The sequence below is a fragment of the Novipirellula artificiosorum genome, assembly GCF_007860135.1.
Taxonomy (GTDB): Bacteria; Planctomycetota; Planctomycetia; order Pirellulales; family Pirellulaceae; genus Novipirellula_A; species Novipirellula_A artificiosorum.
The window spans coordinates 1-15,393 of the sequence record NZ_SJPV01000029.1; the positions used below are offsets into that span (position 1 = coordinate 1).

Genomic DNA, 15,393 nt, shown 5'->3' on the forward strand with positions numbered 1-15,393 from the left:
ACTTGGGCCATCAGAGCTCGGATAGAAGAATGGGGAACCGGATCGTTTAAACGCAAACTCAATCAACAACCACCCCAACACAACAGTCACTTGACAGCAGCAAACATTTCATAGAAGTGGACGAGGCCACGAGTCCCGTGTTGCAGGACTCGTGGCCTCGTCCGCTTACGTTAGTTATTGATCCCGCGATGCTAAGCGTTCAACAAAGTCGAGGACGGATGGATCGGCCCAGTCGGCGGCGCCAACATGTTGCAGGGCGACCTCGCGCAACGAAGAGAGAACGAAAGTCGCCGGGATCCCTCGCGTTTCAAAGTCACTAGGCGTTTCTTCGATCCGATAAACGGGAAACGAATAGGAATGCTTGTCAAGAAATTCCTTCAAGACCTCTGTTTCCTCTTTGGACACACACGCAAACGCCAGTCGCCCATCGGATTGCTTGTAGAGTGTTTCGATGCTCGACATTTCCTTCACGCAAGGACCACACCACGTCGCCCAGAAATTGAGAAACATGGGGCGTCCCTCGCGCAATGCTTCCAAGTTGACTTCTTGATCATCAAGCGTCCGAACCGTGAAATCCAGCGAAACGATCTTGCCTGGGATTTCCGGAGGATCGAGTTTTGAATCGCCACGCCCTTTGCCAGAGCGAGACGAAAGCAGCAACAACAAGGCGACCACGAAGATCGGTCCCAGGATCATCCCGATCAACAAAGCGACCGCCAAACTAAAGTAAATCATCAAACTGGCTCCCTCAGTGATGGATACAAGCGAATACCGTTCACGTCAATATTCTAGAGCAGAAAACTTGTTGAAATCTGCGGAGACGGATAACATTGGGTGCTACACGGTTAGGTTTCTTGCGAGGAGCGACCAATATCCGGAAGCAACAGCCCTATTTGAATGGGCTCGAAGGACACGTCTCAACGCTTGTGCGTTACCGATCGCAATTCAACTTGTTCGGCCAGAATGATCATCTCATCAAGAACTCCCGAGGGCGAACCCAGCTGCTGCTCCGTCTGTGGGGCTGTGATCTGCATGGATCCGTCGAGGCCTGCTGGCGATGCCCCCTGTCCATCTTGTGGGCACCTGCTCTGGTTTTCCAGGAATCAAATTGCCCGAGTGGATTTTGAAGCGGGGCAAACGTTCGACAAAACCGTCGCTGAGCAGTTGTCGCGAGCCGGAAACGAACTCAGTCATTCCAAACTCTTGTTGAACTTCGAGAATGTGGCATTTCTCTCTTCTGAAGCGATCACAGAACTCGTCAAGCTAAACGAGACAATCCATCGTGGCGGCGGACGGCTCGTGCTTTACAACGTCCGCCCCAATGCCATGGAGGTTTTCAAAATCACAAAGCGCGACAAGTTGTTTCACATTGTCGACAGCGAACAAGACTCGCTGGCCAGCTTCGACTGAAGAACTTGGTTCAGTGGATCCTTAGCCCGGAATATTCGTTGGAGTGGTAGGCTTTAGCCGATTGCGTGCTAGATCCTTGCTGAATCGGCTAAAGCCTACGACTCCAACGTGCGCAGTCCGTTTTTTACTCAATCGATGTAAACGGATTGCATACGAAGGGTTACGGGGAATAGGTTTGGACGGATGAATAATCCGGGTTCGCTGGAAAGCGGGCGTTTTGTGAGCGGCACCGAGGTCCTTTCTGGCAAGCGATTAGTCAGTCAATTCGCCGTACAGATAGGCCCTGGCGAATGCCCAGCGGCGTTTGGCGGTGGCTGGCGAGATGCCAAGCAGCTCGGCGGCGTCCTTCATCGGAACGCCCGCGAAGTAACGCAGCGTCAGTAGCTCGGCGACTTGCGGATGCTCCTGTTGCAGTTTGCTAAGCGCCTCGTCGATAGCCAGCAGTCGCTCCGGCGTTTCCTTACTTGCCGGACAATGAATTTCAAAATCCATCCGCTGGTGGTCACCACCATGTTTCAGACTCTGCTTGGATCGGGCACGGTCGATTAGAATTCGCCGCATCGCTTCAGCGGCGGCGGCGAAAAAGTGGCTGCGGGAATCCCACTGCTGGTCCGATTCTTGATCGACAAGACGCAAATACGCTTCATGCACCAGCGCCGTCGCCTCGAGCGTTTGCCCCGGCTTCTCGCGAGAAATACGAATTGCAGCAAGTTTTCGCAACTCGTCGTAAACCAACGGCAGCAGCTCTTCCGCGGCGCGGGGATCGCCGGAGTCGATGCGTGAAAGGATGGTGGTGATGTCAGTCGTCATTAGGGCGTATATTTCAAGTTGGCTGCCAATGGGTTTGCCGTCCAATTCGGTGACCAGTACGTTCGATAGCTGACGTCTCGGTGGATGATCCCCGCCTTGTCGTGCGACTCAATGAGTTTCTCGAGCTGATGTCGCTTCTCGGCGTCACGGCCACTTGCTACTTCCAATATTTTTCAATGGATCTGGTCATCCTGGATTCGCTTCAAATAGGCTTTCGCCCACCAGTACCAATTGGACGGAAACTGACCAGACGAGACACATCGTTGAAAATGCTCGGCAGCGATTTCCCCTTCTCCTTTGCCCATCGCCTGAAGTCCTAATACGTAATCCGGACTAAAATCCCAAAAGACGATGGTGGAATCGGCAGAGCCAAGCGTGAGTCCGTCAGATAAGTGCTTGGATTTCCCGTCATGCAAGTAATCGGATAACGCCCGAAGCTGGGGCGCCGACAAATCTTCATCGAGCGACGATAGCGAAACGTTCGCCAATTCTCGCGCGACTTCCTCACGACCGATCAACAACAGAATCTCGATCGCGTGCGCACAATCATTGGGACCCTTGCTATTTCCGACAACCAAGCGACAGATCCTCTCAACTTCATCGTGCTGGTTCTGTTCATCAGCTAGCAGTTGAGCGGTCGCAAGACGCAAGTAGTTTGTATCGTCATCCTTCGTCGTTTGCAGCAACTCAAGAGCCTCCGTTTTCTTGTCCGCCAAGTGATAGATCGCTGCAAAATGGCCAAAGTCACTGCCAACCGGATCCAACCGCAACCGGTTCCACCATTCTGCCATCGTTTCTTCGATCGTTCCAAAATCGCCAAGGAACCAAGCGCGAGTTCGACCTGCGAAATAGATATCGCGGTACCGTGCAAGCTGATCACACGCAGCTTGAGCCTGCTGAAGGTCTTCTGGACGGTCTGGTTTCTTCGTACGGCGTTGTTCATGAAGCGCGGCTAGCCGCGAGTAAAGGTCAGTCGTCAGCGTCATTGGACTTCTTCGGTGACGGCGGTATAGGTCCTCAATTTTGCTAGTCGCGTTTGCCGCATGTCCATTTTCTTGATCAAAGAATGATAAATTTGACAATGCGACAATCACTAGCTCGTGGTATAAAGATGTGTCTTTTAGTTCATTCGCGAGTTCGATCGATGCAAGAGCCTTTTGCGGTGAGATCCAAACTTCGTTCTGTGCTCCCAGGAGATGGTCAAATGCAGTCTTGGGTTGCAGGCGACTCAGCATCGCATGCGCAGCCTGTTCGCTGGGATCAACAGAATTCACGTGCGCGTAAACCGCCCATGCTGCGTAGCTTTTTGGCGAATCCTGTGTAGCTTCTCTTCCAGAAGCAATCGCTTTCTCATGCTCTCCCTTCATTAGGTATGCCATACTCAAAACAATCTGCTCAAAGACCGGGTCCGCTTGGGCATCGACTGCGTCTTCAACCGCTTCCAAAGCTAACTCCGGCTGTCCGTCCAATGCAAACATAAACGCCTTGTCTAGCAATTGAATCCGCAAATCGTTGAGAAGCGATTCTAATTCTCCACTTCTATCAGCGAGCTTTAAATTCGTTTCTTCTAGTTCGCGTTTCTTCGTTACTAACTTTCTATTTGTGCTGATTGCTGAATGAACTCCCCACAACGCAACAGCCAAACCAAGAAAGAGGCCGAGGAAGGCGACGGCTACGCTCGCACACAAATGTCGGTTGCGACGATAAAGCTTCTGAAGCTGATTCCAAGTCGAAGGCGGACGGGCCGTGACCACGTCATGGTTCAGATAACCTCGTACGTCCTCCGCAAACCGATTCGCAGAGTCGTAGCGTCTCGACCGCTCTTTCTCCAGTGCCTTCATCACGATCCAGTCCAAGTCGCCTTTGATCAGGCCACCCAATCGTTTTGGTTCGAGTTGTCGATTTTGAGCGATCGCTTCGAGCGACTGACTACTGTGGAGTCGTAGGCTTGGCTTTGGCGGTTCCTCTTCACGGATGATCCGCAAACACTCATCAAAAGCGGCTGAACGCAATCTCGCAGCGTCAAAGGGAGTCTCTCCGGTAAGCAACTCGTACAGCAAGACACCGAGCGAATAGATGTCACTGCGAGTGTCGATGTCCAGTTGGTTTAGTTGGGCTTGCTCGGGGCTCATGTATTCAAGCGTTCCGACGATCTGCCCCAACTGGGTGAACATGGTGCGCTCGGTCAGCTCTTGGTTCGTCGCCTTGGCGACGCCGAAATCGATCACTTTCACGGTTGGCTTATCGTCAAACTTGGCGACCAAGACGTTTGACGGCTTCAGGTCTCGGTGAATGATTCCTTTTTGATGAGCATGTTGAACGGCGCTGCACACATCGATGAAGAGTTCAAGCCGATCGTCAGGCGAAAGCTTCTGCTGATCGCAAAACTTGGTGATCGGAATGCCTTTGACCAGTTCCATCACAAAGAAGGGGTGACCGTCATCGGTCGCACCGGCCTCCAATACTTTGGCAATGTTTGGGTGATCCATCATCGCCAACGCCTGGCGCTCCGCTTCAAAACGAGCGACGACCTGACGCGTGTCCATTCCCGGCTTGATGATTTTCAGTGCGACCCGCCGTTTGACTGGCGATTTTTGCTCGGCCATGTAGACGACACCCATGCCGCCCTCGCCAATCTTTTGCAGCAATTTGTAGGGTCCGATTTGCATACTTGCTGAAGCCTCGACTTCGGCAGCCCATGTTGACCCCTGCACAGCATCGTCTTGCAGAAAGCTATCGGCTTCTTCATGCGATTTAAGAAGCCGCTGCAGTTTTCCACGCAGCTCGGCATCTTTACCGCAGACCTGTTCAAGAAAATCACGACGCCCGTCCGCCGTCGAAATCTCAACAAGCTGGCCGAACAGTTCTTCAATCGATTGTGAGTCGCTCATGATCTGGCTCCTGGGAATCCGCATTGTCAGCAATCAATGCGAGTTTTCCGAGCATGGGGCTCACGGATTCCGAAAAAAAACGCAATTCCCGCCGTTTTGAATGGCTCATCGGCAGCCAACCAACGGTCTGACACAGCGTTTTCCAATGTTTGGCCGCGATCGGGTGCCCGCAAGCACGGAAATCAAGTTCCGTGCTTGGCGCTCATTTTTGCTTCATTCGTAGCTACACCCTGACCGCTACTGCGGGGATCGAATCATAAAGACCCGGTCGACGTAAACGCTCTGGACCTTGCCAGGTCGCTTGGGGGGCGCAACCCAAATGTACATGGAACCCGACAGCGTGTGCGTGCCGAGGTCATAGAGACGATACTCAGCCCCGGCGGCCTGCTGGACAAGCACCGACTGATGTGCCACCGACTTCTTTTCAGCGGAATCATAGATACCCATCGTCATCGCGTTTCCCTCCTGGGTCGTCGCCTCACAGCGTGCCGCGACATACACGTGCCACGGATTGAGACTCGCGATGTCATCGCTAAGAGGTAGACTCGCAGCCCATTCAAAATGGTTGCCTGGCATTCGAACGGCATGTCCATCGGAGGCAGCGGTGTCTTCGACAAACTCTGCCCACTCACCTGCTCGGGCAATCGAAAATTCGCCGTCTTGATAGTCGATCCAATCGGCCGGGGGAACGCCCGCGGCCTGGGGTGGCAACGCCGCAGGTGGTCCCGATTTCCGTATCAGCAAATTCGCCCGTTCGTCAAACGGATGCCGTTCTCGCCAATTCCCTACGCCCTCTCTCCTACACACACGAATGAAGTCTTCGCAAGCCGCTTGCAGATCATCGGGGCCGGCGAACGGGGTGTTTCCAATCAGTGCGGACCGCTTGAGCGATTTGTACCGCGAAAGCCACACGTGATCCAGCGGCAACCTTTCGCGGCGCACCCGAGCAGCTAACGCGGCGTCGCCCGACACTGCCGACTCGGCCTTCGCAAACAGTTCGGTCGCGCGGTTCAAATCGTCCAGAGTCAACCAAGCGGATGTGTCGGTCATAAAACAGCGAAGGTAGATTCCATCACGCTCCCCCGCATCGTTGATAAGGTTGAGGTAATCTCGCAAATGAGGTGCAGCAGGCCCATAATAGCCTCGTAAGAACTCGTCGATTAACGCCTCTTCGTCTTGATCCGGATTCCACATCAAATGAGCCAGCAGCCAAGCTCGAAGACGAACAAAATCACCGATGCCACTTTGCGAGTCCCCTTGTTCAAACAACCCAACCACGCTGTGGTCGACAAAGAACCGAACATTGGGTGCCAGCACCCGCAGGTTGGGATGGGGCACGAGATAGTTTGAGAAGTTGGTCACGTAATCCCAGACGAACAGCTGTGGCGTGATTTTGCTCCAAGCTTCAATGTCTTTGCGAAATGGCTCGTTCTGTTCGCCTTCGCCTAGCGTTTCAACGAAGGAGCATTCGATCGAGCAAAGCCGCACGACCACATTGGATCGTGGGCGGACTTTCAATGGCGCGGCCCGTGTGTATTGATAGGCAAGCGTTTCGACCCAAACATCCGGAAACTCTTTCTCAACGACCGCGGAAATCGCGTTGACAAATCGCAGCAACGGCCCCGCCTGCGATCCTTCCTCATCGACCACTGCTTGGCAGTTTTCGCACTGACAGGGGCCACGACAATCATTTTGACTAATCGAAATCAGCTTCGCACCCGGATTTTTCGCGAGCCGTTCCAAAACGACTCGCGTCATCTCGGCCTGCATTTCATCGTTGGTCAAACACAACTGCGCTTTCTCGTGAACCCGTTTCCCATCGATCAAACTGTACCACTCGGGATGTTGATCAAAGTACACCTTCGGCGGCAAGAAAGGAAAGAACGTGTGGACAAAATCCGTAAAGCGAATGTTACCGCCAAGCGAGGGCCCAGTTCGAGCACTGTGCCCGTTAAGCTTCTGCCGTGCGGAGAACTTAGCCTCAAAGGCGTCTCGGTAGTACGCTTCGCGACTCTTCAACTTGGGCGAGTAGGTGATCGATAGCGGAGGAATGCTAAGCGTTGGACGGTGTGGAATCTCATCCTCGGTCGGCGTCCACCAACGGCACCCCACTTGGTCTTCTAAGAACGAATAGACAGCGTACAGTGTCCCGCGCGGGCGAGGCCCGGCGAGGACCAGTGCATTGCCGTTACCGTGAATCACGATCCCGTCGTCGCCAACTTCGTCAAGTTGAGTGTTTGGCAGCAAATCGGTGAACCGCTCTGACGGCCCAACGACGATCTGCTTCGCATCCTGTTCGACTTCGGTGCATGTCTGGATCGGCAATTCTGCCCCAGTCACCTGTTTCAAGATCGACTGCAGTTCGATCGCAGCTGTCTGCTCCGCTGCGCTCGGCTGACCAGCGACCACGATGACGCATTGCGGCTTGCCGTTTTCGGCAATCATGAACGGTTGGTCTACATCCGCTGCATTGGGCGCACTGCTTGGCAAGCAAACAAACAGCAAACCGAAAAAGAACGCAATACGGACACCCGTTGAAAAACCAATGCCGTCGCCTTGCACACAAGCCGAGCGAATCAAGACCATAGCAACTCCGAAAAAAAAACGAGAGTAAGATTCGTGCACGAACGGAACTCAGTTTACGCGAGCCGACAAACAGTATCCATCACCCACGCTCTGCTGCATTACGGCACGCCAATTGCAACGAGTTTCTCGCGGTTGCATCTTTCTGTTTTCAATGAACCGGAAATAGTCATGGTTGCCATTGGATCAAGTCAGCCCAACGAGGCAATGGAAGAAATCGAGGGAATAAGGACACATGAAACTCCGATAAACCGAGCGATTGCGTCTCAACTGAGCGAAGTCGCGCGCTTGTTGGCGGACCAGGGCGCAAGTGAGTTTCGTGTTCGTGCCTATCAAAACGCAAGTGAAACGTTGAGCGGTTTCCTGAAGCCCGTCAGCGAGGTGCTGCACGAAGAGGGGCTTGCTGGACTGATCGCGATTCCAACGATTGGGCGATCGATCGCGAATCTGATGGACCAATACCTGCGATTGGGACGAATGCCGCTTCTTGATCGTTTGCGTGGCGAAGACGCCGCCGAGCGAATTTTTTCTACAATACCCTCCATCGGTCCCGAACTATCACGTCGAATTCATGAGCAATTGGAAATCGAGACGTTGCCTGAGCTATTCGCAGCTGCAAGCGATGGTCGACTTGAACGGGTCACAGGCATCGGAGGCAAACGAATGCTTGCGATTCGCGAAACGTTGGCCGAGCGAATTCGTCACCGAAAATCGGCAAAGGAACCTACACCACGACCAAGCGACGTGGATCGATCCGTTTCCATTGACGAGCTATTAGAGGTCGACGAGGAATACCGACGATTGGCGGCCCAAGGCCGATTGCCAAAAATTGCGCCGCGCCAGTTCAACCCTGGCCGTGTTGCATGGCTGCCAATCCTGCATACTCAACGAGAGGATCGGCACTATACGGCACTGTATTCCAATACCCAGCGCGCTCATCAACTGAACACAATCAAGGACTGGGTGATCATCTACCGCGATGACCCACAATCGCACTCACGATGGACCGTGATCACGTCCCAGTTTGGAACACTGCGAGGACACCGCATTGTTCGCGGACGCGAAGACGAATGTGAAGCAATCTACGATCCGAACCGACAACACCGAGGGAGGTTCCTTTTCGACTGACCTTAAGGACACGGTATGCCGTTGACCGCCCATGGGCTGGTGGAAAGCAAACGGGTCACAAAGCCATCTGCCTTTCGAGTTCGAATTCCTCGACCATCGCGAAGCCAATGACCGTATCGAGGAATAGCGAAATAGTGACATTGTCTGTTGTCGGTGGCTTAGGGGGGACGTTAGAATAGGAAGGCGTAAGCTTGAAGGCCCACTTGTTCCTTTTCACTGCCTCATGCGAGACCTTCGTGGCGGATCGAGAGGCAGGCGTGGAAGAGCCGCTTGGGTATCGCCCGACGAGGCGGAGCCGAGTGACCCGATGGTGACGTTCACCGAAGCATGCCCCGTTTTGTCCCAGGGTCAAGAGAGAAAGATGAGTGTCGTTTCCAAGATCACCGGCGCAGAGTTTGACTCGATGGTCGAGCGAGGGGCCTTCGACGCCATAGGACCTCGTAAGATTGAACTGATCCGAGGCAAGTTACGTTTCATGAATCCCGCTGGCCCCATTCACGATGACTACCTTGCCTATTTAACCCGTTGGTCGACTGACAATACGACAGCGAACGACGCGAGTATTCGCGTTCAGTGTGGATTTGTCTGCGACGACAACCGTCCGGAACCGGACTTGTTGTGGCTGAAACCGCGTCGGTACGGTCAACTTCGCCCAACATCCGCGGATGTGTTGTTGTTGATTGAGGTTTCTGATAGTAGCCTCGCAGCGGACCTTCAAGAAAAAGCAGATCTGTACGCAGAAAGTGGCATTGCCGAATACTGGGTCGTCGATGTTCCTGCCTCACGCATCCATGTGATGACTCAGAGCGATGGCAAGCATTACCGCAACATCGAAATCGTCGTGCCGCCAAACCCGCTGGCCCCCAAGTGCCGCCACGCAGCGATACTCAACACGGCTGAGTTGTTCGAAGTGACAGCCGAGTAAAGGAAATTCACCATCCGACGACGGATGACGGCAATTGCATCTACGCCGTTGTCGGCAATGCGTGCCACTGTGTTGCTAGCCCACGTGAATCATCTGAGCTAGCCCGGATGATTCGTTGGAGTGGTAGGCTTTAGCCGATTGGGTGCTGGATCCTTGCTGAATCGGCTAAAGCCTACGACTCCAACGTGCGCAGTCTGCGCTTTACTCAAACGATGCAGCCGTTGGCCTAAAAAGGTTACGGGGAACATTTTTGGACGGATGAATAACCCGGGCTAGCCGTTCTCAGCGCGAATCGGTGCTCGCGCGAACCACCAGAACGTCGGCTGCAGGGGCTTTGCCAAGCGAGATGCTGACAGAGCGAAAACAAAGATTGATGCTGCAAGGATGCCATAGACGAATGGATAGCCGTGCTGTGTGAAATCGACGTGCCCAGCACGCTCCGCCGAAAGCAGATCGTTGTAGATGCTGAGGGGTTCCAGGTTGAGTGTCATCGGAAATGCGGTGATCGCCGCAGTCGCGACGAAATAGCCTGCGACGGCAACAATTCCACCAATCACGGGACGACGAAAGGCACACGTTCCCAGCACGGCGAGAGAGTACATCAACGCATGAATCAGCGGAAAACAACCGACGTAGGCCCAACTCATTCCAGACGTCATCGATTCTCTCGGCGCAGTCCAGGACACGAGTATCGTCGTGCCATCGAGCACCACGAGAACGACCACCAGCCCGACGATAAATTTGCACCAAAACCACATCGCCGGCGAGATCGGGCGTGACCGCCAAAAATTGCCAAGCTTCAGGTCCAGGTCTCTGGAATAGAGGCCCGATCCCACAACGACAGCCCACAACATGCCGATAAAGAATACCGAATGCGGCAGCTCCATCCTAAATGAGGTGCCGAAGCCCTGATGGTGTCGGGATTCCATGAAGACGCCCGCCACGGTAACCAGTATCGCGAACACAAGGCCAAATAGGGCAAGCGGAACCGATTGGCGTAGTTCAAGCCAGATCAAGGCGATCCATCGGTTGGGTAGGCGAACAGGCAAACGCGATACCATGGTTGGTAGCCCGATCCAAGACCGCCGTTTCTTCACGGTCTGAATCGATGCAGATCGCGATCCGTATCGATAGACAAACGAAGATGCAAGAATCGCGAGCACAGGCACCGCCAATGCAAGTGAGAGCCATCGAAAGGGCGCGAGTTCGTGATCGGTGTAGTCTCCCGTCGCTTCCCCATATCCCCACTGAATCATCAGAGACTGTGGCAAAGCAACGCCGTAAATAAGTTGTGCAATCGGCCTCCGTTGGCCATACCAAAAAGCTCCCTCTGCGATCATCGACCCCAACGCCATGACCGCACCGAGCAATCCAACTTGAGCCTGGCTGCGCAGCCAACACCCGCAGAGGCTGATGACGAACAACAACTCCACGCCACCGAAAACGGCGATCGCCGTCACGCTCGAGAGCTGTTCCAGCGACATCCCAAGCGGTGCGGTTGGCCGCTGCAACAGACGGCCGCTATACTCCGCATCGCGAGGCTCGGCTTGCTCGACGACGCCGCATGCCAGAGCAATCGCCAGCAGGAACGCACCGATCAGAAGGGGAATCGCTAGCGTTGAGGCAGCAGCCGCAATTCGAACCGTCGCCACGCGATAGATCGATATCGGCAATGAAGTTGTGAAGGAGAGCGTCCCCTCGGTCTGCTCACCCTGTGACGTGCGAACGGCAAGGACAATCGACGCGACGAGGTTGTAGAGCATCGCCGACGAGCTAAAACTACCCACGACTGCACGATACCCGTGACCCAATTCGTACAGAACCGTGTAACCAACCGAGAGAATCATCCAGATCGTAAAAATAGCGAGCAATATCCGGGATTCTCGCCATTGTTTCCAAATCAAATTGCGCATGGTCGCTCTCCATCAAGATAGGTTGTCAAGCCAGGACCGAAGTATCTGCTTCGGCGATCGGCCAATCGGTGGTGCGGCCAATCACAAACGCCTCAAATATCTCGTCCAAACTCAAATCCACGACGTCGAAAGGGATCGACTGAGCAGACAATCGTTCGATGTACGCCTCCGCATCATCGCAGACCAGAGCCAGCCGGTCGTCGTACCGCCGGACATCGAGCAGTCCGTCGGGGCGAGAGGTTCCAGCAATCGACGTCAGCGGAACGAGAATCCGTTTGACTTCGGTCCGCACCGATTCCGTCTCGCCCACCCGGACGATCCGACCCTGGTCAAGGATCGCCACCGCGTCGGCAACCGATTCGACTTCATCCAAAAGGTGTGAACTGTAGAGCACCGTGGCCCCCGAAGATTGCAAGTGCTCAACGAGATCACGATTGAATTCCTTGCGAGCGATCGGATCGAGTCCCATCGATGGGTCATCCAGGATGACGATCGCAGGTCGGTGCGCCGTTGCGAGTGCCAACCCCAACTTCACCGCTTGCCCCTTGGACAACCGGCCGATCCGGGTGTGACGCGGGATATCGAAACGACGAATGCAATCCTCAGCCCGCTGCGTGTCCCACGTCGGGTAGAACGGAACAAGAAAACGGATCAGCTCGGTTGGCGTCATCCAACCATACATGGTTTGGTCTTCCGCGAGGTAACCGACTTGGCCACGCACCTTCAGGGGATCGACGGACGGATCGATTCCGCCCAGCCGAACCGCTCCGGAGTCCGCTGGGATCAAACCCAGAAGAACTCGGATGGTCGTGGTCTTGCCCGCACCGTTGCGTCCCAACAGGGCCAACGTCTGACCAGCCGGAACACTTAGCGACACGTCTTGCAGTACGGATTGAGAACCGAATGACTTGGTCACTCGATCCACATGAATCGTCGAATCACTCATCGTTTCTCTCCACCTGTGTCTGATGATGAATCTGAGCCCTAGCCTCCGATGCAGCTGACGTCAGCATGCCTCGCAGTTGGGTGGTCGTTAGCCCCAGCAAGAGCCCCCGCCGAATGACCGCTTCAAACTCGCGTGCAAATTGCTTTCGCTGCTCATCCAGTCTGTTTGCGTCCTGCGACGCAGCCGACCGCGGGAGAACAAACGTGCCCTCGCCGTGCCGCATCTCCAACAACCCTTCGGAAGCCAAACGTTCGTAGACTCGTACGATCGTATTCACATTCACAGCCAGCTCGCGAGCAAGTTGCCGCACCGAAGGCAAACACTGATTTGATTTCAGCACACCCGCCAAGCACTGAGAACGAATCTGCTCAGCGATCTGTCGCGTGATGGGTGTTGAAGAGCCTCGTTCAATGCGGATGTACATAGGGACGTCTCTGACTTAAGTGACGGGGAGGAGTACTCAGTATCCGCCCTCGCTCGATGGGAGGGCTGTTCAATACTGCGGCGATAGAACTTGCGCAATACAGATCTCATTCCGCTGCTTGCCACGCAACCACCCCTCAAAGTACACAGTTGTAGTACAGTGGTCTTTCGGTGTCAAGACAGGCTTGTCGTTCTTGCCGAAACGGGCGCAAGGGGGCGTGTTGATTCAATCCGATTTTCGTTTACCAGTAACCACGAACGCCAAGAATTGTGATACAAAAGAATGGTGGACGAGTTCATCCTTTCTGAAGAATTTTTCCAAAACCCCTTCATAGAATGCCACGTCCACTCGTGTTTTCCTATCTGCCTCATTCTCCTGCCCCAGACACCCATGTTTGACGGCGCGCGTTTTAGTCAGATGAACTTCTCTTTCTTGCGGGGACTCGACCTATGAAACGCGTTCTTGGTATTGCTGCGGCTTTTGTCGCAATGACAGCTCTCATGTCGTCAGGTGCGTCTGCAGAGGATGCAATCGCTCAGTGGTTAAAATTCTTCCAAGGCGACTGGGTTCGCGAAAGCACTCAGTGGACGGAAGATGGAAAGACTCAAAACACGTATCAGTGGAGCGGAAATCTTGTTGCCGGAGGCACCGCTTTCTATTCCACCGGCACCTGCGAATGGGGCGAGTATTCGATGATCACCGGAGTCGAGGCCGGAGGCGAGAAACTTTTCGAATACGCCTCGGCCTCCGACGGAACCCGCTGGCGAATTGTCTATGAAGTCAAAGATGACAAGACTCTCGTTGGCAAGTTTGACTTCGCCGATGTCGCTGATCCCAACAACAATGGCAATGTCACGATCACAAAGACGTCTGACGATTCCTATTTGTGCAAGTGGAATTTCACCGCTGATGGAGTTTCAAGTAATGGGGTCGAGAAAAACACTCGCTTGAAGGCCCACCAAAGCACGCTTTCAGATTTTCAAGAACTCGCAAATCTGTTCGAAGGCCACTGGACCGGAAAGGTAACTTGGGTTCGCGATTTGGAGGGCATGGGAAAGCGTGGCGAGACAGTAACCATGTTGGCGGAATCAAAACCCGTCTCTAATGGCAAGAGTTTTCGCGGAGTCTTGACCGCGGACACGGGATCCCTGGACTGGACCGTCTATTTCGATGCGTCTGCAAAACAGATCAAAAGCATCGTCCTATTCCCCGATGGCACGGTGAATCACAACGTCTACTATAAAGAGGATGATCATTGGGTGGAGATCGGCCAAGGCTCTCTCGCGGATGGCACCAAGACAACTTACAAAGGCACATTCAAGTTCGCCGACGACAGCAACTCTTTTGTTGCCGATGGATCAAGTACGTCTGGCGACGAAGCCGACGATGAGCGTCATGATATCTGGACACGCATCGGCAAATCGGAAGATGAAAAACGGAGCGCCGAAGATGCCTTCAAAGCTTGGGGCAACTATGCGGTCGGCGGTGTGTGGACGCCCGAAGGTGACGAAACAAATACGGTGCACTACTATCAGTGGGTTGAGGACCAGAAGCTACTCAAGCTGACGACGCATAGTGATAGCGAATCGTCGGTATGCATGATTGGTGTCGATCCTACAACCGACCAGATGACATGGTGGGGATTCCCTAAGGACGGAAAGGTCATTGTATCGAGAACCGACTCACCAAAGCCCGGCTCCTTTTCCCATGATTGGTTCAACGCTTCCGATGGATCCAAACTCCATATCGAAACCGAGATCGTGGGAGATGATCGACTGGTCAACTCGCGAGACATCGTCACGGCGACCGGTGAACGAACCCAAGACACGATGACCTGGGTCCGCCAGCGCGGTGGCAGCAAGGTCATTCCCGAGAAGGCGATCAAAGCAATGGAATCGTTCATTGGCACATCGTCGATCACTAGCAAGCAAACCGATGATACCCCCAGTACTGGATGTGACAAACGGATTTGGCTTCCGGGTGGTCAAACGGTTGTCATTTCATCGGTGCATGTCAAGGACGGCAAATCGGTATTTGGAAATGGGACTTGCGGTTGGGATTCTAATGGAAATGCACTTGTCGAACGATGGTTTGACACAACTGGATTGTGTTCAAACATACGTTATCCACTGGATAAGATCACCGACGAGCAATGGGAAGGCACCTTCATCGCGACGTTCGGCGACGGAATTGAACGCGAAGGCACTTGTGTGCTGAAGTTCACGGAAACGGGACGCGAGTGGACTGCTATCTGGCAACAAGACGACCAGGAAATGGTCTACAAGAACGTCGCAAAATCCGTTGAGTAACAGACCGCCAATTGAGTAGGGCCGGTTCCCACCGGCCACAAGAGATAGGACGCG

General features: G+C 54.0%; 11 protein-coding genes. 4 read left to right on the plus strand and 7 right to left on the minus strand.

Going from position 1 to position 15,393, the window contains the following annotated elements; genetic code table 11:
- Positions 1 to 174: 174 nt before the first annotated feature.
- The gene (locus Poly41_RS32400; RefSeq protein WP_146531526.1) at positions 175 to 735 is read right to left on the minus strand and encodes a TlpA family protein disulfide reductase; all 561 of its coding nucleotides are present in this window, start codon (positions 733 to 735) and stop codon (positions 175 to 177) included.
- Positions 736 to 963: 228 nt separating this feature from the next.
- Here Poly41_RS32400 and Poly41_RS34630 point away from each other — a divergent pair, with 228 nt between their 5' ends.
- On the plus strand, positions 964 to 1,410 hold the full coding sequence (locus tag Poly41_RS34630; protein ID WP_231616127.1) for an STAS domain-containing protein: 447 nt from the start codon (positions 964 to 966) through the stop codon (positions 1,408 to 1,410).
- 252 nt (positions 1,411 to 1,662) lie between these two features.
- On the opposite strand, the gene Poly41_RS32410 is transcribed toward Poly41_RS34630, so the two are convergent.
- The 3 genes from Poly41_RS32410 to Poly41_RS32420 form a co-directional block, all read right to left on the minus strand.
- Positions 1,663 to 2,220 carry an ECF-type sigma factor gene (locus Poly41_RS32410; protein ID WP_146531528.1) on the minus strand — a complete coding sequence of 186 codons (558 nt, stop codon included), beginning with the start codon at positions 2,218 to 2,220 and terminating at the stop codon, positions 1,663 to 1,665.
- Positions 2,221 to 2,393: 173 nt separating this feature from the next.
- Positions 2,394 to 5,111 carry a serine/threonine protein kinase gene (locus Poly41_RS32415; protein WP_197231945.1) on the minus strand — a complete coding sequence of 906 codons (2,718 nt, stop codon included), beginning with the start codon at positions 5,109 to 5,111 and terminating at the stop codon, positions 2,394 to 2,396.
- Between the two features lie 237 nt (positions 5,112 to 5,348).
- Entirely contained in the window at positions 5,349 to 7,697 is a 2,349-nt protein-coding gene (locus Poly41_RS32420; protein ID WP_146531530.1) for a DUF4838 domain-containing protein, read from the minus strand.
- Positions 7,698 to 7,865: 168 nt separating this feature from the next.
- Here Poly41_RS32420 and Poly41_RS32425 point away from each other — a divergent pair, with 168 nt between their 5' ends.
- Positions 7,866 to 8,822 carry a helix-hairpin-helix domain-containing protein gene (locus Poly41_RS32425; protein ID WP_146531531.1) on the plus strand — a complete coding sequence of 319 codons (957 nt, stop codon included), beginning with the start codon at positions 7,866 to 7,868 and terminating at the stop codon, positions 8,820 to 8,822.
- Positions 8,823 to 9,183: 361 nt separating this feature from the next.
- Positions 9,184 to 9,747, plus strand: a complete 564-nt coding sequence (locus Poly41_RS32430) for a Uma2 family endonuclease (RefSeq protein ID WP_197231946.1) — start codon at positions 9,184 to 9,186, stop codon at positions 9,745 to 9,747.
- A gap of 272 nt (positions 9,748 to 10,019) precedes the next feature.
- On the opposite strand, the gene Poly41_RS32435 is transcribed toward Poly41_RS32430, so the two are convergent.
- From Poly41_RS32435 to Poly41_RS32445, 3 genes are read right to left on the minus strand one after another with little or no spacing between them, the layout of a single operon-like run.
- The gene (locus tag Poly41_RS32435; protein WP_146531533.1) at positions 10,020 to 11,660 is read right to left on the minus strand and encodes a hypothetical protein; all 1,641 of its coding nucleotides are present in this window, start codon (positions 11,658 to 11,660) and stop codon (positions 10,020 to 10,022) included.
- Between the two features lie 25 nt (positions 11,661 to 11,685).
- Complete coding sequence (locus tag Poly41_RS32440; RefSeq protein WP_146531534.1) at positions 11,686 to 12,606, minus strand: ABC transporter ATP-binding protein; 921 nt, start codon at positions 12,604 to 12,606, stop codon at positions 11,686 to 11,688.
- The gene (locus tag Poly41_RS32445) at positions 12,599 to 13,030 is read right to left on the minus strand and encodes a GntR family transcriptional regulator (RefSeq protein ID WP_146531535.1); all 432 of its coding nucleotides are present in this window, start codon (positions 13,028 to 13,030) and stop codon (positions 12,599 to 12,601) included. Before Poly41_RS32445 ends, Poly41_RS32440 begins: the two co-directional genes overlap by 8 nt.
- Positions 13,031 to 13,479: 449 nt before the next feature.
- Here Poly41_RS32445 and Poly41_RS32450 point away from each other — a divergent pair, with 449 nt between their 5' ends.
- A complete protein-coding gene (locus tag Poly41_RS32450; protein ID WP_146531536.1) occupies positions 13,480 to 15,339 on the plus strand; it encodes a hypothetical protein in 1,860 nt (619 codons plus the stop codon).
- Positions 15,340 to 15,393 lie beyond the last annotated feature (54 nt).

Excerpts from the sequence above, each read along its gene's own strand:
- Poly41_RS32415 (WP_197231945.1), bottom strand. The coding sequence starts at position 5,111 with ATGAGCGACTCACAATCGATTGAAGAACTGTTCGGCCAGCTTGTTGAG.
- Poly41_RS32440 (WP_146531534.1), bottom strand. The coding sequence starts at position 12,606 with ATGAGTGATTCGACGATTCATGTGGATCGAGTGACCAAGTCATTCGGT.
- Poly41_RS32435 (WP_146531533.1), bottom strand. The coding sequence starts at position 11,660 with ATGCGCAATTTGATTTGGAAACAATGGCGAGAATCCCGGATATTGCTC.
- Poly41_RS32410 (WP_146531528.1), bottom strand. The coding sequence starts at position 2,220 with ATGACGACTGACATCACCACCATCCTTTCACGCATCGACTCCGGCGAT.
- Poly41_RS34630 (WP_231616127.1), top strand. The coding sequence starts at position 964 with ATGATCATCTCATCAAGAACTCCCGAGGGCGAACCCAGCTGCTGCTCC.
- Poly41_RS32450 (WP_146531536.1), top strand. The coding sequence starts at position 13,480 with ATGAAACGCGTTCTTGGTATTGCTGCGGCTTTTGTCGCAATGACAGCT.
- Poly41_RS32425 (WP_146531531.1), top strand. The coding sequence starts at position 7,866 with ATGGTTGCCATTGGATCAAGTCAGCCCAACGAGGCAATGGAAGAAATC.
- Poly41_RS32430 (WP_197231946.1), top strand. The coding sequence starts at position 9,184 with ATGAGTGTCGTTTCCAAGATCACCGGCGCAGAGTTTGACTCGATGGTC.
- Poly41_RS32420 (WP_146531530.1), bottom strand. The coding sequence starts at position 7,697 with ATGGTCTTGATTCGCTCGGCTTGTGTGCAAGGCGACGGCATTGGTTTT.
- Poly41_RS32445 (WP_146531535.1), bottom strand. The coding sequence starts at position 13,030 with ATGTACATCCGCATTGAACGAGGCTCTTCAACACCCATCACGCGACAG.
- Poly41_RS32400 (WP_146531526.1), bottom strand. The coding sequence starts at position 735 with ATGATTTACTTTAGTTTGGCGGTCGCTTTGTTGATCGGGATGATCCTG.